This is a genomic window from Alteromonas sp. 5E99-2 (assembly GCF_017368475.1).
Classification (GTDB): domain Bacteria; phylum Pseudomonadota; class Gammaproteobacteria; order Enterobacterales; family Alteromonadaceae; genus Alteromonas_F.
Genome location: NZ_JAFNJE010000002.1, coordinates 375,435 through 400,510, shown reverse-complemented (window position 1 = coordinate 400,510; position 25,076 = coordinate 375,435). Strand labels below are relative to the sequence as shown.

Genomic DNA, 25,076 nt, shown 5'->3' with positions numbered 1-25,076 from the left:
TATCACTCCTTTATGTAGAGTAACTACACTACAGTCGTTCTGCATTGCATAAATAGGGCACAAACCGCTGCAAAATTGTACAGCAAAGATCAACAGGCCCTAGTTAACCTAATTCAAACAGTAAACGATGGCACCTTCACAGCTGCCATCCTCCTCCTAATACTCGGTAAAGAGTGACCAAGTTATTGGCTTCTTGCAATCGGGTAGTGATCATATCCAGTTGCGCAGAGTTGTATTCTCGTTGTGCGGTTAGTACGGACAATGAACTTTCCAGACCTTTGCGAAAGCTAGCATCAGTGAGCCGGTAGACTTTCTCATTTGCCTGAACCAGCGACTGGCGAGCAGTTACCAATTCTTGAATATTTTCTTGTTCATTCAGCGCATCTGACACTTCTTGAAAAGCCGTTTGTATAGTGTATTCGTACGACGCCAATGCTTCATTGCGCTCGGCCTCAGCAAGTCGTACGTCGGCTTTTAGGGCGCCATCATTAAAAATGGGAATGGACACTGAAGGGATAAAGCTCCATATGCCTGTACCACCGCCAAACAAATCAGATAGCTGGCTACTAGAGCTACCAGCACTGGTGGTGAGTGTAATACTGGGAAAGCGTGCCGCACGAGCAGCGCCTATATTGGCATTTGCAGCTCGTAAGGTACGTTCTGCCGCGAGTACATCAGGGCGTCGCTGGAGAAGTTCAGAAGGAGCTTCATTGATAGGGCCAATCGCTGAAATTAATGGTGCAAGTGGTTCGGTTATACCTATGCCTGCGTCTGCGACTAATGCTGGGTCGATAGGTAAGCCGACAAGTAGCGTTAATGCGTTGAGATCCTGAGCGACTTGAATTTGATACGTTGCAATGTCTGCTCGGGCAGTATCTACACTGGTTGACGCCGTGGCAACATCTAAACCAGAGGTGGTACCGATTTCAAAGGTTCTTAATGTTAAATCTAACGATTTTTGCTGACTCTCAAAGGTGCTTTCAGCAAGTCTTAGACGCTGTTGATCTGCCGCAAGGGTATAGTAAGCAGAGGCAACTTCTGCGACTAATGTAATGCGTATAGATCGCAGTGATTCTTCATTGGAAAGGTAGGTTTCTAGCGCTTGTTCACGCAAGTTTCTTAAACGCCCAAAAAAATCTAGTTCAAACGCACTAATGCCTATCGATGCATTATACGAACGGCTAGTTTCACCATTGGAACGTTGCGCTGTACTACTACCTGTACCGTCGAGTGAAGGGACTCTATTTGCTCGAGTTATTTTAAATTGAGCACGGGCTGATTCCACAGCAAAAACAGTTTGTCGTAACGAACGGTTGTTATTGAGCGCCAGCTCGATAAGTTGACGTAAACGCTCATCGCCGTAAAACTCTCTCCATTCAAGCTCGTCTATTTTAGCCTCTTGGCCTTCATTAGCTTGCTCTGCAGGCCACTTATCAGCAATAGGCGCGGAGGGTTGACTGTATTCGGGGGCGAGATTGACACAGCCTGTTAAAGCAAGGCCAATAGATACACTTAATAGTGTGGTAATACGAGAGTGCTTCATAGCCCCTCCTGTTGCTGATTCGTGTTATTTGTTGTTGCACCTGTTGGTGTTCTATTGAATAGCTTATACACCAACACATAAAAGAGCGGGATCATGAAAATACCCAGTACCGTGCCTGAAACAACACCACCGATAACACCTGTGCCCACTGCGTGTTGACTACCTGAGCCTGCGCCAGAACTTATCACTAATGGTAAAACCCCCAAGCCAAAGGCCATTGAGGTCATAACGATAGGACGCAAGCGCTGACGACATGCGTGTAATGTGGCTGCGACAACCTCTTGCCCTTCGTCAACGGCTGCCTTTGCAAATTCAACAATGAGGATCGCATTTTTTGCTGTTAATCCTAAGATTGTGAGCAAGCCGACCTGAAAGTAAACATCGTTTTCTAACCCACGTAGTTGTGTGGCGATGACGGTACCTAAAACACCAATAGGCAAGACTAACAATACCGACAAGGGAATAGACCAACTCTCGTATAATGCGGCTAAGCATAGGAATACGACGAGTAAGGAAAAGATATATAAGGAAGTGGCGTTGGAGCCTGCTTCTCTTTCTTCATACGATAAGCCACTCCACGCTACGGTGAAGCCCTCAGCGGTTTCAGCGACTAGTTTTTCCATGGCTTCCATGGCAACACCTGAACTGACGCCCGTGGCGGCATTACCCTGTATTTGAATGGATGAGTCACCATCAAAGCGTGAAAGGGTGGGCGAGCCTGTTGTCCATCTGCTGGTAGTGAATGCAGAGAAGGGCACCATATCGCCATCGCTATTACGCACGCTCCATTTGTTTAAATCTTCCGGCACCATTCGAGCATCAGCGCGGGCTTGCACATACACTTTTTTCACGCTGCCTCTGTCAATAAAGTCGTTGACATAACTGCCACCCCAAGCTGTGGTTAATACGCTATTAATGTCGCTTACTGAAACGCTTAGTGCACCGGCTTTTTCGTTATCTATGTCTAAAACGTATTGTGCTGTGTCGGCAGAAATACTGATACGAACCCCTTGCAAGCTAGGATCTTGATTGGCCGCTATGACCAACGCATTGGCCGCAGCAGTGAGTTTTTCGTTGCCTTGCCCACTTGGATCCAGTAGTTCCATTGAAAAGCCACCTGTAGAGCCAAGACCGGGAATAGACGGAGGCGCTAAAGCAAAAATTTGTGCGTCTCTGACTTGCCCAAGTCCGCCCATTGCTCGACCTTGAACTGCGGCCGCACTTTGTGACATATCTTCTCGCTCAGACCAATCTTTTAAGCGTATAAATCCAAGCCCAACATTTTGGCCACTACCACTTAAGCCAAAGCCTGCCACTAAAAATGTAGAGGCCATAGCATCGGTTTCGGTGTTGATAAAGTGTTCTTCCACTTGTTTAATCACTTTATCTGTACGTTCTTGAGTCGCACCTGCTGGCAATTGCAAGCTGACCATTAATACGCCTTGGTCTTCATCAGGTACAAAAGACGTGGGAAGGCGCATAAACAGAAAGACTAATACGGCGCCCAATAAAAGGTAAAGCAATACGAATCGAGCCGAGCGTTTTAGCATCAGAGCAACACCAGATTCGTATTTTGCTGTGACCCGATCCACTAAGCGATTAAAACCATCGAATAATTTATTGGGTGAATGGCCGTGCTCAGGTACCGCTTTAAGAATTGTTGCACAAAGCGCAGGGGTGAATATTAACGCCACCAATACTGAAAGCACCATTGCAGACACAATAGTAATAGAAAACTGACGGTATATAACACCAGTCGTACCACTGAAGAACGCCATGGGAAGAAAAACAGCAGATAGCACTAGGCCAACGCCAATAAGTGCCCCAGAGATTTGTTGCATGGATTTGCGGGTGGCTTCTAGTGGCGATAGCTTTTCTTCAGCCATTACCCGTTCAACGTTTTCTACCACGACTATGGCATCGTCTACCAGCAAGCCAATTGCTAATACCATACCGAACATAGTGAGTGTATTAATACTGTAGCCAAAAGCCGAGAGCACGGCGAAAGTGCCAAGTAACACAACGGGAACAGCAAGAGTTGGGATCAACGTGGCTCGCCAGTTTTGTAAGAACAAGAACATGACTAGAAATACCAGTATTACGGCTTCGATCATGGTTTCTATCACGCTTTCAATGGATGCTTCAATAAAAGGCGTGGTGTCGTAGGTTGTTACCATTCTCATACTAGCTGGCAGTGACGCTGACAATTTTTCAATTTCGGCGTTAACGGCTTCTGCTGTTTTGGTGGCATTGGCCCCCGTGGATAGCATGATTCGGATACCCGCGGCTGGCTGGCCTAAATACGTGCTTTTTACATCGTAGCTGGCGCTGCCTAATTCTACGTCGGCTACATCAGACAAACGCACCGTACCCGAGCTTGTACTGGTTACCAGAATAATATTACGAAATTGCTCTACCGTTTGTAGACGACTTTGGGCCGTGATGGTGGCATTGAGCTGTTGTCCTGCCACATTGGGTAAGGCACCGAGCTGACCTGCTGACACTTGTGTATTTTGTGAAGATATCGCCGTGGTGACATCGGAAGGCGTAAGCTTATATTTGGTGAGCTTTAATGGGTCGAGCCATATTCGCATGGCATATTGTGAACCCAAAACCCCCACACTACCTACTCCTGCAACACGGCTGAGCGGGGTTTTTATATTTGACGCTATGTAGTCACCCAAGTCGGCTGAGGTGACACTTTCATCACTGGATACTAGGCCTATCACCATGAGTATTTCGTCACCGGACTTAGTCACGGTTACACCCTGTGTTTGCACTGACGTGGGCAAGGTCGAGGTGATTTGCTGTACTTTGTTTTGAACTTGTACTTGAGCTGTATCTGGGTCGGTACCTATTTCAAAGGTCAATTGTACGCTAGACGAACCTGACGAATTGGACGAAGAAGAGATATAGCGAAGTCCATCGAGGCCAGTGAGGTTTTCTTCAATGACTTGGGTAACTGATTCTTCAACCGCACTTGCCGAAGCACCTGTATAGGTTGCTTCCACAGAAACAGTGGGTGGTGAGATAGTTGGGTAGCGAGATACCGCCATTGAGCCCATAGCCAAAAGTCCGGCAAGCATTGAACCGATAGCAAGTACCCATGCGAAGATGGGGCGATCAATAAAAAATTGAGACATGATATTAACCTAACTCAGTTAGAAGGTGCTTGTGTGGATACCGACTTGTCGTCGTTTGCGACATTCACCACTGAGCCAGCTTGAATTTTTTGTAAGCCTTCAACAACGATACGCTCGCCTGCTTTTAAGCCACTTTCAACTATCCACTGGTCGCCTACAGTAGCGCCTGTGGTCAACATGCGCTCTTCTATAACATTGTCGTCGCCAATCACATAGGCTAAGGCGTTACCTTTTACGTCTCGGCTAATGGCAACTTGGGGCACCACCAATGCGTCTTGTAAAATAGCGCCTTCAATTCTTATTTTTCCGTACATTCCTGGAATTAATTCTCTGTTTGGGTTTGGAAACAAAGAACGTACAGTCACTGTACCTGTTGTTTCATCCACAACGGCGTCTTCCAAACCTAAAGTTCCTGCAAGTTCATATAAGCTTCCGTCATTTTTAATGAGTCGTACTACTGGGCTCGCATTATCAAGTTGCACTTCCCCAGTTCTAAACTGTTCGCGAATTTTTAAAAACTTTGACGCTGATTGTGTTGCGTCAAGGTAAACAGAGTCCAGTTGTTGTACTGTGGCAAGTGGATCTGTTTGGTTGGCAGTCACCAAGGCGCCTTTACTTACAGTAGAACGCCCAATTTGACCTTTAATCGGAGAAGTCACATTAGAATAAGACAAAGAAAGCTTGGCTGATTCTAAGTTAGCTTTGGCTGAATCAACGGTAGATATAGCTTGTTTATATGCAACATCGGCTTCTTCGGCGCTTTCTTGGCTGACGGCTTCTATATCCACTAATTCTCTGTAACGCACCGCCTTAGCTTTGGCACTGGCTAAGGCAACATTTGCACTAGCAAGTGTTGCTTCTGCATCGCTGACCGTAGTTTGTGCCGATGAAGAATCGATTTCATAAAGCAATTGACCTGCTTCAACTTCACTACCTTCAGTAAATAAGCGATTAAGCACAATACCGCTGGTCTGAGGGCGAATTTCAGCAGTAACCGCCGCGACAACACGGCCAGTTAACTCACTTGAAAGGGGGACTTTTTGCTTTTCTACTGTATAGGCAAGCACTTCAGCAGGACCTGAATTTCGAGGCGGCGGACCTCCAGGTTTACTGCAGGCCGCTAGTGCTACTACGGTTGTGACCAATAGCAAAGGCTTGAGTATTTTTGCGCTAAAGTTGGGAGTTACTGAGAACATTTCGGACATTTTTCGCATTGTGCTTTCTCTGTGCGTTTACGGTGCCATAGTAAGTGTAGCCGCTAAATGAATTACATCTAATATAATGAATAAATATCATTGTTGTATTGTAATTTGCGATTATCCGAATTGACAGAAAATTGTCACTAAACACGGAGTTGCGCTCGACTTTGGTTGGATTTTTTGACTAGGCTAGTGGAGAATTGTTCAAAATTATTTTTTGCTTTTCTTGGATTGATGGAAAGCTTACATTTTGCCGTTGACATAAATCATGTCCGACATCGCAGGCAAGTCGTCTGCTGGTAATTCAGCAACCATAGCTTTCAGTAGTAATCATTAAACTAGCGATTGATGAAGCAAACTGAAGCGCGCTACGAGTTACTTTAGTTGGGTTTAGGAGACTCACCTCAATAATCTGATAAAGGTGACACATACTAGGAAAAACTATTTTATTAACAAAAACAATACGTCGGCCTTGTTTTAGTTTACCGATAATGGCCGTAACTTAGGTCTCTCAAGTTAAATAAACGTCAGCCCAACGGGGGCTTCTTAGAACTGAAATGTTCTAGGCGATGAATGGAATATCCCTTACACCATGTCGCCCATATACGGGCGCATCCACCTGTTTTATTGGGTTAATTTTCTTAGCTATTTGCTCATAATGAGTTAAGTGAATATAGTGAGGCCCTTTAGAATTAGATTGGTACATTAAGGTGTTTTTAATATCAATACCATTTCAATACCTGCATGTGATAGGTACTTTTCAAGGGATATTATTAGCTTTTATGCTTATCTTGGATCGAAGAGTAACTAATGCGGGTCGTATTTTAGGAATATGGTGCCTTTTTATGGCATTTTATTTTTGTAGTCCATTAGTTATTGTTCATTCAGGCGACACCATTTTTGCTAGCCTTGTCGGTTGGGGGTATTTTATCCCTGCGAGTTTTGGTGCTTTTTTATATTTGTATTGTCGTTCGGCCATCATTGACAAACCTTTTCATCTTTATGATTTATTACATAGCATACCTTTTTTACTCTGCCTTATTATTAATATAGATTTTTTGCTATTGCCACCGTCAGATAAAATTGATCTGGTCAATATTGGTCATCAAAGCGGAGCGATTTTAATAACTCAGTTATTAATGGGCTTTCAAGCATTTGTTTATTTAGGTTTCAGTATTCATTTAATTATGAAATTTAAACAGCAAGCCGATGATAATCTTTCAAATTTTAACCCTGAAATATTTACTTGGTTGTGGGTATTGCTGAGTATGTATGGCGTAATTTGGTTCTTAGATTTACTGGGGAGTATGTTAGAGGGCAACTATGTGTTGGTCATAGTAAGTGATGTCTTATTTATTTCGTTGATTTATAGCATTTCATTGTATCAATGGCGTGAGCCAAAATTGTTCAAAATTAAAGAATTATCTGCAGCTTCGAATAACGAGAGACTGAAAACCAAATCGGAATTATTTGACCACGAGACCCGGATAATATTACTTAGTAATATTATTGGGTATATGAATGATAAAAAGCCCTACTTAGACAATAAACTTACACTGGATTCTTTAGCAAAACTTACTGACTTAAGTAGTCATCACTTATCTGAAGTACTCAATCAACAAGCAAAGAAAAACTTCTATCAGTTTGTAAATGAATACAGAGTCAATTTTATATGTGAACGAATTGCAGTCGAACACGATTGCAAAATTTTAGATTTAGCGATGGATGCTGGATTCTCCTCTAAAAGTACTTTTAATGCTGTTTTTAAACAATTTAAAGGCATAACCCCTACTCAGTATCGCAAGCAACTGAAAAATAAAGGCTAAAAAGTATGGGTTGACCGAGTTGGACGTCCGGTTCGGTCAATCTAGTCGTATGGCAAATCAATTTTGGTTCCAATGACAACAGGTTTAATATCATGAAATTTTCTCTGACGAAAACTAGATAGGTTTAGTTATCGTCAGAGATAGCAGATGCTATTTTACTTATAAATAACGCTTACGAAAAAGGGCGACAACTTAAGGTTTAAACTCTGATGTAGCGAATATAGTTATTAAAAAAGGAACAGAAAATGAAAAATATACTGCTTGTCTTCAGTATTATTACTTTGAGTGTCTGCTCTAACATACAAGCGTCTAAATCGACTGAGATTGTTAATAAAAAAGGTATTACACAAACGCATGATAAATATCCGCCTGAAGGTGATTTAATTGCGGTTGAAAATTTAAAAAAGGATTTGCTCGACCTCAAAATTCGACTTGATACGATCCACCCAGACCCAAGTTTCACTATGGATTTAGCCGAAGTTAAGTCGCAAATTGACAAACTCTCAATAGGAATTTTGGCTCCCATGACACAGTTAGAGTCATGGAAATACTTATCTCAGCTCAACCCCTATTTTCAAGATGGTCATATGATGATCGCTTATCCCAATGCTAAAAAGCATATGAATGCTCATATTGACAATGGTGGACGGATATTCCCTGTTAAAGTGGCGATAGATGAGTCACATCGTCTCTTAGTCATCGATACCACAAATGTTGAAAGCGGGATAACAGTAGGCGATGAAATATTTTCTATTAATGGTGTTGCCGCATCTGAAGTTGTACAAGCCATCTTGAGCAGAATGCATGGTGATACAGACACTTTTCGCAGAGCACTAGCTTCAGACAGGTTTCCCCAGATGTATTGGATGCTTTATGGAGATAAGGGGGATTATCAAATTGGTGTGACCAATAATAGTAAGAAAAGTTTTTATTCTATTGTTGGAAGCAAAAAAATCAGTGCTGACCAAACCATTGATTTAGATGATATTGTTCAACGTAAAATACTGGATGATAAAATTGGTTACTTGCGCATTGACAGATTTTATTACGCGCCGGAACACGAAACAGCCTTTTTTCAATTTATGAAAGACTCATGGCAAGCATTTCACGATGCTAATGTGCAAGATGTCATTATTGACGTGCGAAAAAACCCCGGTGGCACCGATCATTACTGGCAGCAAGGCATTGCACCTTATGTGGCTAGCGAACCCTTCTTATTTTTATCCAAATTTAAGATTCGAATGACAGAACGAAACCTTCGTTTGGGTCCATTCAAAGGTGATTTAGGCTCTATAGTTGAAGCGCCCTATGAGCAATTAGTGCCTGTTAATGGTCATGAAAACTTACGAATACCGGGTAAGGCTTATTTACTTATGGGCCCTTTAAGTTACTCATCAACAATCTTATTTTTAACTGCATTACAAGATTCAGGGCAAGCTGTGATAGCCGGTCAATCTGGTGGAGTAAGGTCTTGCACAACGGGAAGGATTGATATATCAAATTTTTCAGGCTCTAAACTAGAATTGGTCTTGCCAACCTTAATTTTTACACGGCCATCAGGAAAAGATTTATGTCATCAATCGATTAAGCCCGACCTCTTTATTGAAGATGTGCCCTCGGACCCTGCCATAGCGATAGCTAAATTAGCAAAAATAATCGTAACCAAACGGTAATTAACAATATGAAAGTCATTTCACATTGATAAGCAGGTAATAAAAAAGCCCGAATAGCAATATTCGGGCTTTCCTGAAATGGTTAGAGCTTAAATCATAGATTAAAAATCTATTACATCATGCCGCCCATACCACCCATTCCGCCCATGCCACCCATGTCTGGTGCAGCTGGTGCGTCGTCTGCTGGTAATTCAGCAACCATAGCTTCAGTAGTAATCATTAAGCTAGCGATTGATGAAGCAAACTGAAGCGCGCTACGAGTTACTTTAGTTGGGTCTAGGATACCCATCTCAAGCATATCACCGTAAGTATCGTTACCTGCGTTGTAACCGAAGTTACCTTCGCCGCCTTTCACTTCATTTGTTACTACAGATGCTTCTGCACCGGCATTTGAAGAGATTTGACGAAGTGGCGCTTCCATTGCGCGAAGCGCAAGTGCAACACCGTGAGTTTGGTCTTCGTTGTCGCCAGTAAGGCCTGCAATTTTCGCAGCAGCGCGAACAAGTGCAACACCACCACCAGGTACAACACCTTCTTCAACGGCAGCGCGTGTTGCGTGAAGTGCATCTTCAACACGGGCTTTTTTCTCTTTCATTTCAACTTCAGTTGCTGCGCCAACTTTGATTACCGCAACACCGCCTGCTAGTTTAGCAAGACGCTCTTGAAGTTTTTCTTTGTCGTAGTCTGACGTTGAATCTTCAACTTGACCGCGAATTTGTGTGCAGCGACCTTGAATTGCTTCTTCGTCACCTGCGCCATCTACAACTGTTGTGTTGTCTTTGTTGATAACAATACGCTTCGCAGTACCTAAGTCTTCAAGCTCAACCTTTTCAAGGTCTAGGCCGATTTCTTCAGAGATAACTGTACCGCCGGTTAGGATTGCGATGTCTTGAAGCATAGCTTTACGACGATCACCAAAACCAGGCGCTTTAACAGCAGCAACTTTAACGATACCGCGCATGTTGTTTACAACTAGTGTTGCAAGCGCTTCGCCTTCAACATCTTCAGCAATAATAAGAAGAGGCTTAGACGATTTTGCAACGGCTTCTAGTGTAGGAAGCAATTCGCGAATGTTAGACACTTTCTTATCTACAAGAAGAATATACGGGCTGTCTAGTTCAACAGTGCCGTTTTCTTGATTGTTGATGAAGTATGGAGAAAGGTAACCGCGGTCAAACTGCATACCTTCAACAACGTCTAATTCGTTTTGAAGGGCTTGACCTTCTTCAACAGTAATTACACCTTCTTGACCTACTTTATCCATTGCTTCCGCAATGATGTCGCCTACTTCTGTGTCAGAGTTAGCAGAAATAGTCCCTACTTGAGCGATAGATTTATTATCTTTACACTCGGTAGATAGCGCTTTTAGCTCTTCAACAGCAGCGATAACTGCTTTGTCGATACCGCGCTTAAGATCCATCGGGTTCATACCTGCCGCAACAGATTTAAGACCTTCAGTTACAATTGCTTGAGCAAGAACAGTTGCAGTAGTTGTACCGTCACCGGCTTCGTCATTTGCTTTTGACGCAACTTCTTTTACCATTTGCGCGCCCATATTTTCGAACTTGTCTTCAAGTTCGATTTCTTTCGCTACCGATACACCGTCTTTAGTGATGGTAGGAGAGCCAAATGATTTGTCTAAAACAACGTTACGACCTTTAGGACCTAAGGTTACTTTTACTGCATTTGCTAGAATGTTAACGCCGTTTAGCATTTTTGCACGAGCGTCATCACCAAAACGTACTTCTTTAGCTGCCATGTTACTTTCCTCTAAATTCGTTTTAGGAGTGTCTTATTCGACAATCGCTAAGATGTCGTTTTCGCTTAAAATAAGCACTTCTTCGCCATCTAATTTTTCTGTTTTAACGCCGTAACCGTCGCTAAAAATAACCGTGTCGCCCACTTTTACGTCAAGTGCTTTAACGTCACCGTTCTCTAAAACTCTGCCATTACCAACAGCGATAACTTCGCCGCGAGTTGACTTTTCTGCAGCTGAACCAGTTAGTACTATGCCGCCAGCTGATTTACTTTCTTGCTCATCACGTTTGATGATGACGCGGTCGTGTAAAGGACGAATTGCCATTTTCAAATCTCCTGAAAATTCCAATGTCAAATTGCGAAGTGCTTCTTTAATTTAAAAAAACACCGGTATGTTCACCGATAGAGAGTTCGCTCATTTTCGGTACTGCGAGGAAAGATGGGGAGTAACAAGATAATCTCAAGGGCTATTTGCAAAAAAATCACAATTATTTCTCGTTATTCTCGTCTTTTGAATTATCTAGCTCAATGCTTTTGCGATGTGATTTTTCTGAGTACTCACCTTCAAATACATCGCCATTGTGGTCTGACGGAGGTGTTTGTTGCTGATAAGACTGATGAAAGCCCCCTTGAGCTTGCCCATTGGCTTGTACAAAATGAGCACTCAACTTTTTGACGAGTATGGCTGCATAAAGTTTACGGGTTAGCGGAATGACTAAAGACAACCCTAGAATATCTGTAAGGAATCCTGGCGTGATTAGCATAACCCCAGCCAGTATAAGCAGTGCACCGTTAAGTAGTTCTTTGGCGGGAAGTTGATTTTGCGCCATTTTTGCTTGTGCAGATTGAAGCGCCGATACACCTTCTCGTTTTACGAAATACGATCCCAGTGCCGCAGACAAGAACACTAAAATGAGGGTGTTGAACCCGCCTATTATTCCACCTACCTGAATTAACACGCTAATTTCTAAAATGGGAACTATTATAAATAATATAAACAGGACAGGCACTGTTACTCCTTAGCGAGTCTGAGTCTTGAGGTTTTTGAATTTCAACCCATGTTGATTATATATTTAAGGTCGTTTGAAAGTAATTCAAGAGACATTTGGTCTATTTGGCTATCGAATGCCACCGTTATAGTAAGTATAGGTATCATGCAATTTAAGCGCGTTTTTTCATCATTTTGGTTTGTGTTGTTTCTTGGTTTTGTATCGGCCACTAGCCATGCGCAATTGGGAGGAGAGTTTGAAGACCCTTTTGCAGACCAGCCTAAGTTCTTACCTATAGAGGAAGCATTTCAATTCGATTTTAATCAAAAAGGCGACAGCCTAATTATCACCTTTGATATTGCTGACGGTTATTATTTATATAAAAAGCAATTTAAAACAACGTTAAAAGGTGTTGAGCTAGGTGAGCCTGAGTTCCCAGTAGCCAAGCAAATTGAAGATGAGTTCTTTGGTATTTCAGATGTATTTTACAACCAAGTTACCTTCAGCTATCCGCTGATTTCCGCTGAAAAAGATGGCCTTGTCGCACTGCGTTTTCAAGGGTGCGCTTCTGCTGGTTTATGTTATCCACCAACCATTCATAAAATTTATTTAGGTGAAGTTGGCGCTGGCGCAAATAAAGGCGCTGCTGCAAATGAAAATGTAAATACTGAAAGCACCAGTGGCGCTTCCCAGTTTGGTTTAGCAGAAAAGTTAGCCAACAACGAAGGGCTAGTTGTGACCTTGATTGGCTTTTTGGGTTTAGGTGTTTTGCTGGCGTTCACTCCTTGTGTATTTCCTATGTATCCGATCTTATCCAGCATTGTGATTGGTCAAGGGAATAGTGGAAGTACTGGACGTGCTTTTTGGTTGTCATTTATCTACGTGCAAGGCATGGCGATTACCTATTCATTGTTGGGATTGGTAGTAGCATCAGCTGGAGTACAGTTTCAAGCCGCATTGCAAAACCCAATTTTGCTCAGCGTGTTTATCGTTATATTCATTTTGCTCGCATTAGCCATGTTTGGTACCTATGAATTGCAATTGCCGAGTTCGTGGCAAGAACGTTTAAGCAACGTAAGTAACAATCAAAAACAAGGAAATGCGTTTGGTGTATTTGTTATGGGCATATTATCTGGTTTAGTGGCGTCTCCTTGCACCACTGCACCTCTTACTGCGATATTGCTTTACATCGCACAAAGTGGTGATTTGTTCCTTGGTTTCATCGCCCTGTATGTCTTGAGTATTGGTATGGGTATTCCGCTTATTCTATTTGGTGTAACAGGGGGTAAATTATTACCTAAAGCGGGTGGCTGGATGAATATCGTTAAAGTGACATTTGGCTTTATGATGATAGCGGTTGCCATACTGTTTATTGAAAGAATGTGGATCAGTGAATATTCTCAATTACTCTATAGCGCATTGGGGTTAGCAGCGTTTGGCTATTATTTTGTGAAAAACAATGAATCTGCGGCAAGTGCTGGGAAAAATATCCGTACACTGGTTGTATTGTCAGGTTTAATTGCCAGTGCGATCTTTGGGTATGAAATCCTAAGAACCCAATTGCTAGGGACTCAAGCTAGTCATTCAGAGGAATTAGAGCATGGTCATCCCAAGTTTATAAAGGTAACAAGCCTAGCTGATTTTAAAGAAAAACTAGCCGCTGCCAACGCAAATAACAAAACCGTTATGGTGGACTTATATGCAGACTGGTGTGTGGCGTGTAAAGAGTTCGAAACCCGTACTTTCCCTAACCAAGACGTTGTTGACGCACTTTCTAATAGCGTTTGGATGCAAATAGATTTAACTGACGTAACGCCTGTGAATGACGAGTTCCAAGAGCATTTTGATGTACTTGGTTTACCCACTATCTTGTTTTTCGACACACGTGGCAACGAAGTTAACCAATCAAGGATCACCGGATTTATGAAGGCTGAACCTTTTGCAGAGCATATCAACAGCATTTTTTAACGATAAAGTTGATTCATAACCTCTTCGATGAGTAAAAAATTACAACCAAGTTCTGAGATTAGACCAGTATTTTGCTGCTAACTTACGGGATTTGGTTATACTCTGTATTGAATTAGGGTGTTAACTAACAAAAGAGTGGAATTTCGGAAAATTATCTCGCTATTTTTGTTGTCATTTGTTGAAATGGCAATTAAGTGAGTTTTTCGAAGAACATGTCATCACGTTATGAATATTTTATTGCTAAATGGACCAAACTTAAATTTATTAGGGCAAAGGGAACCTGATAAATACGGTGCCGTCTCTCTGGATACTATAGTGGATAGGTTGAATACATTGGCGTCTAGTCAAGGGGTTGCTTTATCTCATTGTCAGTCAAATGCAGAGCATGTGCTTATAGAGGCTATTCATAATGCTATGGGTAAGATAGATGCAATTATTTTTAACCCTGCGGCATTCACTCACACCAGTATTGCGCTGAGAGATGCACTTCTTGCAGTTAAAATCCCGTTTTTTGAAGTGCACCTTAGTAATGTTCACCAACGGGAAGCATTTCGACATCATTCCTATTTCTCAGATATAGCGTCTGGTGTGTTGGTGGGATTAGGACCATTGGGCTATGAGCTTGCGCTTACAGCCGCTATTGTAAAACTTAACGAATTAAAAGAAGCTTGAGATAAGTCATGGATATACGAAAAATAAAAAAACTCATTGAATTGGTTGAAGAGTCGGGTATTGCCGAGCTAGAGATCACTGAAGGTGAAGAATCAGTACGTATTAACCGTAACGTGCAAAATATGTCGGCTATGCCTATGCAATACGCAGCAGCGCCAGCACCCGCTCCAGCAGCGCCAGTTGCCGCGGCTCCGGTTGCAGCAGCTCCAGCTGCTGAAGCAAGTGCGCCTGCAGGTCATGCAGTGAAGTCGCCAATGGTAGGTACGTTTTATCGAGCGTCTTCTCCAACTACACCGTCTTTCGTTGAAATCGGTCAGTCTGTTAACGTAGGTGACACCTTATGCATCGTTGAAGCGATGAAAATGATGAACCAAATTGAGTCAGACAAAGCGGGTGTTGTTAAAGCTATCCTAGTCGAAAACCAAGAAGTAGTGGAATACGACCAGCCACTCTTCATTATCGAATAAGTGATCTTGTCATGCTAGACAAAGTCTTAATCGCCAATAGAGGCGAAATTGCGCTGCGAATATTGCGAGCTTGTAAAGAGCTTGGAATTAAAACAGTGGCAGTGCATTCAACCGCAGATCGCAATTTGAAACACGTATTACTTGCCGATGAATCTATCTGTATTGGTGGTGCGTCAGCGACTGATAGTTATTTGAATATCCCGCGTATTATTGCCGCAGCAGAAGCAACCAATGCTATTGCTGTGCATCCGGGATATGGGTTTTTGGCTGAAAATGCCGAATTTGCCGATGCAGTCGAGCGCAGTGGATTTATTTTTATTGGCCCTACTGCTGATACCATTAACTTAATGGGTGACAAGGTGTCAGCTATTAATGCAATGAAATCTGCTGGTGTACCTTGTGTTCCTGGCTCTGATGGTCCTTTGACTGACGATACTGAGCGCAATAAATCTATCGCAAAGCGGATCGGCTATCCGATTATCGTTAAAGCGGCAGGTGGCGGTGGTGGCCGTGGTATGCGTGTGGTTCGTTCTGAAGAAGAGCTTGAAGAGTCGATTAACACCACTAAAGCAGAAGCCGGTGCAGCCTTCAACAATGACGTTGTTTACATGGAAAAATTCCTAGAAAACCCTCGTCACGTTGAAATTCAAGTTCTTGCTGATGGCCAAGGTAATGCTGTTCATTTAGGTGAGCGTGATTGTTCAATGCAGCGCCGTCATCAAAAAGTAGTTGAAGAAGCACCTGCACCAGGTGTATCTGAACAAATGCGTGAAAAAATAGGCGATCGTTGCCGCCGAGCTTGTGTAGAGATTGGTTATCGCGGAGCAGGTACCTTTGAGTTCTTATATGAAAACGGAGAGTTTTATTTCATAGAAATGAACACCCGTATTCAGGTTGAGCACCCAGTGTCAGAAATGATAACGGGCGTAGACCTTATTAAAGAACAACTGCGTATTGCGGCTGGACAACCTTTGTCTATTGAGCAATCTCAGGTTCAAATTCGCGGCCATTCAGTGGAATGTCGAATTAACGCAGAAGATCCTGATACCTTTATTCCTAGTCCTGGAACAATCAATGTTTTCCATGCGCCAGGTGGTTTAGGTGTGCGTTGGGAATCCCATATTTACGAGGGATATACCGTACCGCCACATTACGATTCAATGATTGGTAAATTGATTTGTTATGGCGAAACTCGAGACGAAGCCATTGCCCGTATGCGTCACGCATTGGAAGAGCTTATTATCGAAGGGATTAAAACCAACGTGTCTCTTCAGCGCCGTATTATGGCGGATGAGAACTTTTTTGCTGGTGGAACTAACATCCACTACCTAGAGAAAAAACTAGGTCTTCAATAAGTTATCTGGGCAGTACCCTAGTTCTTAGGTTACTGCTCTATTTCTACTTTCTTTTCCTTCTCTGGTTTATCATCCAGTGAAAATTCGTAAAACACATCAATTAACGATACTGCTTCGCTGAGTTGTCTAACGGCCTCTAAATAGAGTTGTGGCAGAATGCGATAGCGAATTGCGACTTCTTGCCCTTGAGATACGCCAACCCCAATTCGCACAGACAAATCACGGGTTAAGTTACCCGATAGCGACACTTGAGTATCGCTGCCTTGTCCCGATGTTGAAAAGGTTAAATCTTCAATGCCTACAGCGTTGCCAATAGAGTTGGTGAGTTTACCTGATTGGGATAAACCAAGCCCCAGTAACAGTGCGCCGTAGTTAACACTGTCCGTATCTTCGCCACTCGTTAAGCTACCACTGCCATTAATTAGATAAAGTAGGTTTTCACCTTGCTCTAAGGTGGGCTCTGAAAATAAGGTGACATTGGGAGAGGAAGCTGAGCCATCTATTCTAACTCCAGCAACCACATCGTCTTCGGTATCATTTGGGTCGCGGATGGCTTCAACAAATAAAAAGGGTTGGCTTATAGGTCCGTTAATTTGTATTTCACCTGTGCGAATGAGTAGGTTTTGTCCATAGGCTTTGTAACGGCCATTTAATAATCGTAGATCACCATATCCTACTAACGAAGGGTGGTTCTCAATATTCAGGTCGCCTTGTAAATTTGCAGTGAGACCAAAGGCGTCTATTTTAACTTCGTCTGTTTTGTTTTCGTCGATATGCAAAGTGATATTCGCAGTCATATTTTTTAACGGGTCGACAGAAGGTTCTTCTCCCCATATACGAACGTCTTTAGAGGGCGTTACCGCGCTTTTAGGCAACTGTTTTAGCTTTATTCTGGCATAGGGCACTCCGACTTTGCCTTCTACATTGATTCCGTCGGGAGTAATAGTGGTATTGAGGTGAGGGCTGACTTCGAGTTTACTTTCTTCATAGGTTATCAAAATATCGTCGGCATCCACATTGAGTTCTGCAAACGGTTGAGCTTCCCAAGATAACTTACCCTTAATGTTGCCTTGTCCCTGGCCTATACCTAAACTGCCTTGGATATCAGCAGTGTGGCCTGAAAAGTTAATTTTTTGATTCCAATTAGACAGTGCCAGCGGAGATTGTTCAACATCGATAAAGCCGTCTTTAAGCGCGAGAGTGCCGTGAAGACTTGGCTTTTGGGTTAAACCAGACACCGTGAGTTCACCGTTCAGATAACCCTCTAATCCATGCACTGAAGCTGATAAGCCGGATAAGGGCTGTAAATTGATATGATTAATGTACAGAGCGCCTACAATTTCACTGTCCATAACAGCGATATTATCGCTGTGGAATTCTGCGGTTAATCCCCCTAGGTTTTTACTGTTAACATGCCACTGGCTTGTTAACTCTTCATTGTGAAAGCTGATTTCGCCGTTAAATTCATTTAACGAGAGCGTTACTGGGTTGTTTGGGTTAAATGTCCAATCTGACTCATCTATGGATAGAGAAATAGTCGTATTGAGACCCTCTTTGAGCGAATAGCTGCCTGTAGATGCGGCATTGAAAAGGGCGGAATTAGAAGTAGCAGAAATAGAGCTCAACAATTCAGTTGACCACTTTCCGATAGGAAAAGAAACTGCATTTACAGCCCAGCTTGCTACATCCTCAGAAAATTGAGCCTGTTCTAGGCAAGTCTTTGCATTTTCGTTTTTGAGTGTCCAGCAATGAGGGGATAATTTGCTAGAAAAGGTATGCAGATTTGAACGAAATGGTACGGCAGAATCCGCAAGCCATTCAGTGGTGAACACCCGTAACCATGCCTTGTCGATAACACCTTGGTAATCATAGTTAGCAGACAAGGAACCTTCAGAAGTAAAGGTGGCAGCATAATCTTTCGTTTCACTAGATAACGTTATTGTGTGTTGCTCAAGATTACCTTGAGCGGATACTGCGCCTGAAACAAACTCTTGTGAGTGCATAAAAGGCGAAAGCGCTTCAGTAAAACTAAGCGAGTTAGTTTTTAGCTGTATATCAAAGTTTGGATTACTCCAGCTACCTTCTATCTTGAGATTGCCTTTGATATCACCTTTAACCTCATTATTAATATCTGATAATGTGGTTAAGTTAATAGCGCTGTTAACACTGAGTTTCTGCTTATTTAGCACCTGTGCCAGTAAAGTTATCTCATTAGATGAGTCAGGCTGCTTAGCGTGTAAATTGGCTACGGCTAGATCTTGAGCTTGGTAGTAGGCAATTTGACCTGTTAATTGAATAGCGTGGTGGTCTAGTGCAACGCCACCACCTATATCGGTAATGAGCATAATAAGCCCATTTTCAGTGTCTTGTAGTACGTAATCCCACGATGCACTGGGCAGAGTTGCGGACTCTACATACGGAGCAAACCGCGATGCGTCGATATTGTTTACATTGGTTGTTCCTAGTGCGCTCAGTCCATCTACAAAGTTGATTTTTCCTGATGTAATTAATTCGCCATCCAGTAAAAATGCGTCTAGTTTTTCGATGTTGAGTTGAGTTTTTGTTAAAAGGGCGTCTGTGGTGAGTGCTATATCGCCTATTACTTTGTGTACTGCGGAGGCTTCAACGATTAACTGATACCCATCTAGTGTTCCGTCAACCAATGCGTTACCTGCATTCAAGGTATCTATGTCTGCGTAATTTATTGCTTGTTGTGCCCAAGAGATACGCCCGTCAATGGGGAGATCGTCATCGATTAAATCGACTTGAAGGTGGGCTTCACCCTCAACTAAACCTGTAAGATGAGCCTTGAGTATTAAAGCGTACAAAGACCCTTCAGTAGCGATTGATAGGTGCTGCGGTTTTGGGCTATTACTTAAAGAAACAGTGGCCTTAGCATAGGCTTCAAACGGAAAATGATCAGCTAATGTGAGTTTACCTTGTGTCGATATTGACGTGCTTTCTTGTTTAATATCGAGGCCGTTCCATTGTATTTCAGAGCCCACAATACTTGCAGATTGTAGTTCTAGCGTATTGATAGCGTGCTGGGTTTGGTCTTGTGCATAGGTTATTGAAGATGTTTTAACATCACTTAAAACAAGGTGAACGGGCACCCAAATAGACGGGATTTCCGGTGGGGTATAGGTTAAACCAGCAAATGGGGTATCAGGAGCCACTGGTGTGTTGTTTTCAATATGTATATTGCTGCTTTGTAGGTGTTGCAATGAAAGTTCATCTGAAAAGTGTATGTCTGCACCACTGTCCGCAACTGTTAATGTGACTGTTTCATTGGACATAGCTAAGCGTGAAATGTGAACCTTGGGAGCGAGAATAGGAACGGGGCTTTGAATAAATTCTGTTTTGCTGCTTTGTGCTGTTTCAGCTGATGAGCCAGAGGTTTGTAGTACTAAAATTGGCTCAATAATATCAAGAGTCTCCAAACACAGACGGCCACGAAGGGTGCAAGACCAATCAATTTCTGCTGTGATGTGTTTGGCGCTTAAAGACATGGATTCGCTTTGGTACTTTACGTCTTTTATGATTAAACCTGAATATAAATTACCAGATAGGTTTAATAGTTTTATTTCGGGTACAAAGTGGCTTAATGACCATTGAAATAAAGGTGTCGCCAAAGGTGAAAGTGAAAACATAGCGGTAAAAATGACAACAACTACAGCAGATATAACACCGTAATATGAACACCGCAATAATACGTTCAATTTACTCATATTTCAGGCCCCAAAATGAAGTGCAGCCTTACGGTATTGTCATTTTCAATGGGGTTTCGCCCAAAGGCTAGATAAAAACGTATTGGACCAACAATCGTTAACCAGTGAGCGCCGATACCCGCACTTCGTGCAATACCTTCGTCGAAATCATTTACCGCAGCCCCTGCATCAGCAAATACAGCAAGGCGCCATCTTTCATTGATTGCATAGGCGTACTCTATGCTTCCAGAAGTTAAGTAACGTCCGCCTTCGGGAAGAAAAAGGGTATCGCCGTCGTCGTTAGTCACGAATTCGCCTGAGGACACGGTTTGAAATTCAAACCCTCGTACAGTTTGATCACCTCCGGTGAAAAAGCGAAATGTAGAAGGCACTTGCGAGAAATCAGGCGTCTCTATCAGCCCTAGCTGCCCGCGAAGATAAAGCCGGTGGCGGTTAAAACCTTGAATCCATTTTCCAGAAATTTCAGTTTTTAAAATATCGATATCGGAGAACACACTTTGGTTCGCAACTTGTAATGACGCTGAAGCAAATAGTCCGGTACGTTGACCAATATCGCCCTTACTGTTTGTGTAATTGACTGATAAACCGGGCAGCAATAAATCAGTGGTTGTTGGGTTGGCTGTACCTTGAGTAAAGTTTTCTGTGTGGTAGCTCAATGATGTTTCGTACCGCCAGTTTGAGGCTGGTTTATGCCAAAAACGGTGCCCGCTAAGGATCAGGGTTTCACTTTTTGTACTTTGATCACTGTCATCTAAAAATGAGTAACTTAGATTCAATGTTGCGTAGTCACTATTAATGTTATCTAAGGGAATTTGATATAGGCTGGTGATTTCTTGTTCCCGTTCAGAAATAAAGGCTTCAGTTAAAATGGAATGGCCTTTACTGTTAACCCAAGGGCGACGCCAGGTAAAAGGTACTCGTAATCCAGTATCGGTAGAAACGCCTAGTCCCACATTGAAGTTATCTCTTGGTTTGTGGCTAAGGGTTATTTCTATTGGTACTTGATAGTCTTTTGCGCTTTCTACCACAGGCCTTGCAATCACGTGCTGAAAATAACCCATGCTGTTTAGTGAACGGTTGAATTGAGTGACAAGCGCGGCGTCGTATTTATCACCCACTTTAAATGGACATATGCGAGTAATAAGCTCTTTGGCCTTATCATCTCCGTTAAAAATGAGTTCACCAAAGTAATACTGAGGACCACTTTCTGCAATAAGCAAAATACTGGCTGAATGGGAACTTCTTACTATATCGATACTGCTTATTTGCCAAGTGAAATCAAAGAAGCCATTTGTCAGGGCATAATTAAACATGCGAGTTTTAAATGCTGAATAATCGGGCTGAGAAAGCACATCGCCAATGCTTTGTGGGTAGTTATAAAAAACCTCATGGAAGCCTGGGTTGTCTCTCCCTTCACCTAGAATTTCCCGGTTCAAGCTGGTGATTGTTAATGGCTCTCCTAAAGCAATGTTTAAGTGCAGTTTAGTGTCGATTAGCTCTGCTTCGACGGTGCTCTCATAATACCCATAGGGCTCAACAGCTTGGGCAACCGCGTCGCGAATTTGCTTTTGCCAAAAAGCATCAAGGGAATGTTGCGACATGAGATCTGTGGAGTTGAGCAACAGGGTTATATTGTCTTCAATGGTTTTATTTTCTATACCGTTAACTAACAGTGATATGCCGTGAGCGGGAAGAGTTAGCGTGGCTATAAACAAACAAGAAAAAATAGCTTTCAAAAATCGATTGATGACTGTTCCCCCTGACGACTCTTGTGAATGCACTGATTATTGAAAGTAATATTATGGCAAATTTTACGCTGAACCGTGTACACTTACGCGCCGAAATTCACAAAAGACGCTATAGCAATGGAAGTTACACGACAATTTAATGCAAAACCTACTTTAGCGTTGCCTGAGTTTATAGCTTTAGCAGCGATGCTAACGTCTTTAGTTGCGCTCAGTATTGACGCAATTTTACCGGCGATGGATTTACTGGCTAGTGACTTACACTCCTCAAGTTCTCAGCAGACTCAGCTTAGTATTTCAGTGTTCTTTGTTGGTATGGCATTGGGGCAATTATTTTTTGGCCCCTTTTCTGACGCAAAAGGCAGGTTACCTGCCATATCATTAGGACTGGTAATTTTTGGGATAGGTTCAGCCATATGTATGTTCTCTACTAATATGAACATGTTTTTGATTGGCAGAGTTGTTCAAGCTTTTGGTGCAAGTGGGCCACGAATTGCGTCTACCGCAGCAATACGGGATATCTATTCTGGTAATGCCATGGCTAGGGTTATGTCGTTTATCATGATGGTGTTTATTTTGGTTCCTATGCTCGCACCCATCATAGGGCAATGGATCATTAACGCATATACATGGCATGGAATATTTGTGATGTTTATTGGCGTGGGTGGGGTGTCTGGCGTGTGGTATTTTCTTCGCCAGCCAGAAACGTATCCGAAAGCCTTGCGTAAATCATTTTCATGGGGCCAACTTGGACAGTCTTTGACGTTTATTTTTAGTCATAGAAAAGTGATGAATTACATCTTGGCAACAGGGTGTATATTTGGCTGTTTTCTTGCGTATATCAGTGCATCTCACACCATATTTGTTGGTTATTATGGCCAAGAAGCAGCCTTTCCTTACATTTTTTCTAGTTTGGCTTTTTCCATCGGGTTGGCGTCCTACTTTAACGGTAAAATGGTGATGCGCTTTGGTATGCAAAAATTAGTCAAACATGCCCTGAGAGGCGCTATTAGCTTTTCCATAGTGTTGTTAGCCGTACTATTTTTTTACAATGGCTTACCGCCATTAATGGTTACTTTAAGTGTGCTTTTTGTCGGGTTTTTCTTTGTTGGCATTTTGTTTGGCAACATGAATGCCATGGCGATGGAGCACTTAGGCCATATAGCAGGTTTGGGGGCAGCAATTGTTGGCTCGTTATCCAACGCGATTAGCGTACCTGTGGCAATAGTCATCGATAGCTACTTAGATGGAAATTTGTACTCTATAGGGATTGGCTTTTTAGTGTGTTTTAGCTTAGCCAAAATCAATATGAAAATGGCTGCGTTGCCCAGTAAATCGTAGAGTTATTGTTTTAGCTTTGGCCGTTTAAATTCAGCCCGTAAGCGTTGAGATTTTTGATAGGCTCCGCATTCAATTCCATGGTCGTTAACCATACCCATGGATTGCATAAAAGCATACATGGTTGTTGGGCCTACAAATTTCCATCCTCGTTTTTTTAATGCTTTTGACAAGGCTGTTGATTCTTCTGATTTTGCAATAAAGGTGGGTATTCTATTTTCAGGATGTTGAGGTTCGAATTGCCAAACAAATGCAGCTATGGACCCACATTCGGCAATAAGCTCTTTCGCCCTGTGTGCATTGTTTATCACGGCTTCTATTTTTCCCCGATGCCTCACTATACCTTCGTTTTTAAGTAATCTGTCTATGTCAGTTTCGTCATAATGGATAAGTTTGTTAATGTCGAAATTGTCAAAGGCAAGCCTAAACGCTTCTCGTTTTTTTAATATGGTTATCCAACTTAAACCCGCTTGAAACCCTTCAAGGCATAATTTCTCAAACAGACGAGTGTCATTTTCTACTGGGTAGCCCCATTCCTCATCATGATATTTTATATATATTTCACTGCTAGAGCACCAAGCGCAGCGTATTATTCCGTCTTCGAATTTTTCTGTTTTTATCATTTTCTGTAGTTAATGGGTAATCTGAAATTTGTTTAGTTAATACAAATTACCATACATTTCTCTTTGGTTACACGCGCAGTAAAATAGAGCAATACCAGTTGGAATTGCTCTATTACTTATTGACTATTGAACAGTATCTAATTACGCCCAGCCATTACACCACCGTCAACATCCCAAACTGCGCCTGTTACCCAATCTGCTTTATCACTAAGTAAAAAAGCAATTGTATTGGCAACATCTTCACTTGTACCTACTCTGCCAATTGGGTGGAAGCTGTTGAAACCTTGAAGAGCATCATTTACTTCTGCTTTAGGAATAAAGCCTTCGTAAATTGGCGTTTTCACAACCGCTGGCGACACCGCATTAACGCGAATGTTGTGAGCGGCTAATTCCATTGCTAAGTGCTGGGTTAACGAATGTAACCCCGCTTTAGCCATTGAATAAGCTGAGGATGGTGTAGCTGCAATTGCTTGTTTTCCCCACATTGAACCTACATTTACAATTGCGCCCGAGCGTTTTTCTGCTATCAAATTAGCGGCTATGCTTTGCGTTATAAAAAATAATGCTCGATTAATTTGCATATACTGATCATAGTCGGCTGCTTCATGCTCCAAAAAAGGTTTCGGGAAAAACACGCCTGCTGCATTAACGAGTAAATCTATGTCTGCATGGTGTTGTGAAAGAGAATTAATTAACTCTCGTACTCCGGCATCACTGGTTAAATCTGTTGTTATAACTTCAACTGAACCTAACTTCGATAGAATTTCTTTCGCGGTCTGCGCTTTTTCTGCGCGATTTCCGACAATAATTGCCTTGCCTCCTTGCTTAATAATCATACTGGCGGTTTCAAGTCCTATGCCACTAGTACCGCCAATAACGAGTAGTTTCTTACCTAAAAATTGCTGAGTCATCATCATATCTCCGAGCGTAAATTACGCTATTAAAGTTGTGTTTAAAAAATTGAGAAATAAGTGAATCGCTTAGCTAGCGAAGCGCTTATTGTTTGGCTTGAGGGTATTTTTCACTTATTTACTTTTTTTAACAAACGA

The 25,076-nt window shown here is 42.4% G+C and carries 18 protein-coding genes; 7 read left to right on the top strand and 11 right to left on the bottom strand.

Annotation, left to right across the window (positions count from 1 at the left end):
* Positions 1–136 precede the first annotated feature (136 nt).
* The 4 genes from J3L16_RS03865 to J3L16_RS03850 all read right to left on the bottom strand — a co-directional run bounded on the left by J3L16_RS03865 (position 137) and on the right by J3L16_RS03850 (position 6,591).
* Complete coding sequence (locus J3L16_RS03865) at positions 137–1,543, bottom strand: efflux transporter outer membrane subunit (protein WP_207611567.1); 1,407 nt, start codon at positions 1,541–1,543, stop codon at positions 137–139.
* On the bottom strand, positions 1,540–4,686 hold the full coding sequence (locus tag J3L16_RS03860; protein WP_207611566.1) for an efflux RND transporter permease subunit: 3,147 nt from the start codon (positions 4,684–4,686) through the stop codon (positions 1,540–1,542). The genes J3L16_RS03865 and J3L16_RS03860 overlap by 4 nt, the downstream gene beginning before the upstream one ends.
* A 14-nt stretch (positions 4,687–4,700) precedes the next feature.
* Positions 4,701–5,900 carry an efflux RND transporter periplasmic adaptor subunit gene (locus tag J3L16_RS03855; protein WP_207611565.1) on the bottom strand — a complete coding sequence of 400 codons (1,200 nt, stop codon included), beginning with the start codon at positions 5,898–5,900 and terminating at the stop codon, positions 4,701–4,703.
* A gap of 547 nt (positions 5,901–6,447) precedes the next feature.
* On the bottom strand, positions 6,448–6,591 hold the full coding sequence (locus tag J3L16_RS03850) for a hypothetical protein (protein ID WP_207611564.1): 144 nt from the start codon (positions 6,589–6,591) through the stop codon (positions 6,448–6,450).
* A 40-nt stretch (positions 6,592–6,631) separates the two neighbouring features.
* On the opposite strand from J3L16_RS03850, the gene J3L16_RS03845 reads away from it, so the two are divergent.
* Positions 6,632–7,711 (top strand): helix-turn-helix domain-containing protein, encoded by a 1,080-nt coding sequence (locus J3L16_RS03845; protein ID WP_347564636.1) that lies wholly within the window; start codon positions 6,632–6,634, stop codon positions 7,709–7,711.
* 245 nt (positions 7,712–7,956) lie between these two features.
* Positions 7,957–9,384, top strand: a complete 1,428-nt coding sequence (locus J3L16_RS03840; protein WP_207611562.1) for a S41 family peptidase — start codon at positions 7,957–7,959, stop codon at positions 9,382–9,384.
* Between the two features lie 112 nt (positions 9,385–9,496).
* Here J3L16_RS03840 and groL read toward each other — a convergent pair whose 3' ends face one another.
* The 3 genes from groL to J3L16_RS03825 all read right to left on the bottom strand — a co-directional run bounded on the left by groL (position 9,497) and on the right by J3L16_RS03825 (position 12,152).
* A complete protein-coding gene (groL, locus tag J3L16_RS03835) occupies positions 9,497–11,143 on the bottom strand; it encodes a chaperonin GroEL (RefSeq protein WP_207611561.1) in 1,647 nt (548 codons plus the stop codon).
* Between the two features lie 33 nt (positions 11,144–11,176).
* A complete protein-coding gene (locus tag J3L16_RS03830) occupies positions 11,177–11,467 on the bottom strand; it encodes a co-chaperone GroES (protein ID WP_207611560.1) in 291 nt (96 codons plus the stop codon).
* Between the two features lie 163 nt (positions 11,468–11,630).
* A complete protein-coding gene (locus J3L16_RS03825) occupies positions 11,631–12,152 on the bottom strand; it encodes an FxsA family protein (RefSeq protein ID WP_207611559.1) in 522 nt (173 codons plus the stop codon).
* 144 nt (positions 12,153–12,296) lie between these two features.
* On the opposite strand from J3L16_RS03825, the gene J3L16_RS03820 reads away from it, so the two are divergent.
* The 4 genes from J3L16_RS03820 to accC all read left to right on the top strand — a co-directional run bounded on the left by J3L16_RS03820 (position 12,297) and on the right by accC (position 16,593).
* Positions 12,297–14,099 carry a protein-disulfide reductase DsbD gene (locus J3L16_RS03820; RefSeq protein WP_207611558.1) on the top strand — a complete coding sequence of 601 codons (1,803 nt, stop codon included), beginning with the start codon at positions 12,297–12,299 and terminating at the stop codon, positions 14,097–14,099.
* Positions 14,100–14,324: 225 nt separating this feature from the next.
* Positions 14,325–14,771, top strand: coding sequence for a type II 3-dehydroquinate dehydratase (aroQ, locus tag J3L16_RS03815; protein ID WP_207611557.1), 447 nt, complete (start codon positions 14,325–14,327; stop codon positions 14,769–14,771).
* 8 nt (positions 14,772–14,779) lie between these two features.
* Complete coding sequence (gene accB / locus J3L16_RS03810; RefSeq protein ID WP_207611556.1) at positions 14,780–15,238, top strand: acetyl-CoA carboxylase biotin carboxyl carrier protein; 459 nt, start codon at positions 14,780–14,782, stop codon at positions 15,236–15,238.
* 11 nt (positions 15,239–15,249) lie between these two features.
* On the top strand, positions 15,250–16,593 hold the full coding sequence (gene accC, locus J3L16_RS03805; protein WP_207611555.1) for an acetyl-CoA carboxylase biotin carboxylase subunit: 1,344 nt from the start codon (positions 15,250–15,252) through the stop codon (positions 16,591–16,593).
* Between the two features lie 29 nt (positions 16,594–16,622).
* Here the strand turns inward: accC and J3L16_RS03800 are convergent, their stop codons facing one another.
* Together J3L16_RS03800 and J3L16_RS03795 are read right to left on the bottom strand one after the other, a co-directional pair.
* Entirely contained in the window at positions 16,623–20,321 is a 3,699-nt protein-coding gene (locus J3L16_RS03800; RefSeq protein WP_207611554.1) for a translocation/assembly module TamB domain-containing protein, read from the bottom strand.
* Entirely contained in the window at positions 20,318–22,102 is a 1,785-nt protein-coding gene (locus J3L16_RS03795; protein WP_207611553.1) for an outer membrane protein assembly factor, read from the bottom strand. Before J3L16_RS03795 ends, J3L16_RS03800 begins: the two co-directional genes overlap by 4 nt.
* Before the next feature lie 84 nt (positions 22,103–22,186).
* Between J3L16_RS03795 and J3L16_RS03790 the strand changes: the two genes are divergently transcribed.
* Positions 22,187–23,407, top strand: a complete 1,221-nt coding sequence (locus J3L16_RS03790; RefSeq protein WP_207611552.1) for a multidrug effflux MFS transporter — start codon at positions 22,187–22,189, stop codon at positions 23,405–23,407.
* 2 nt (positions 23,408–23,409) lie between these two features.
* Here the strand turns inward: J3L16_RS03790 and J3L16_RS03785 are convergent, their stop codons facing one another.
* Together J3L16_RS03785 and J3L16_RS03780 are read right to left on the bottom strand one after the other, a co-directional pair.
* Positions 23,410–24,027, bottom strand: a complete 618-nt coding sequence (locus J3L16_RS03785) for a DNA-3-methyladenine glycosylase I (RefSeq protein ID WP_207611551.1) — start codon at positions 24,025–24,027, stop codon at positions 23,410–23,412.
* Between the two features lie 137 nt (positions 24,028–24,164).
* On the bottom strand, positions 24,165–24,938 hold the full coding sequence (locus J3L16_RS03780; RefSeq protein ID WP_207611550.1) for an SDR family oxidoreductase: 774 nt from the start codon (positions 24,936–24,938) through the stop codon (positions 24,165–24,167).
* Between the last annotated feature and the right edge of the window lie 138 nt (positions 24,939–25,076).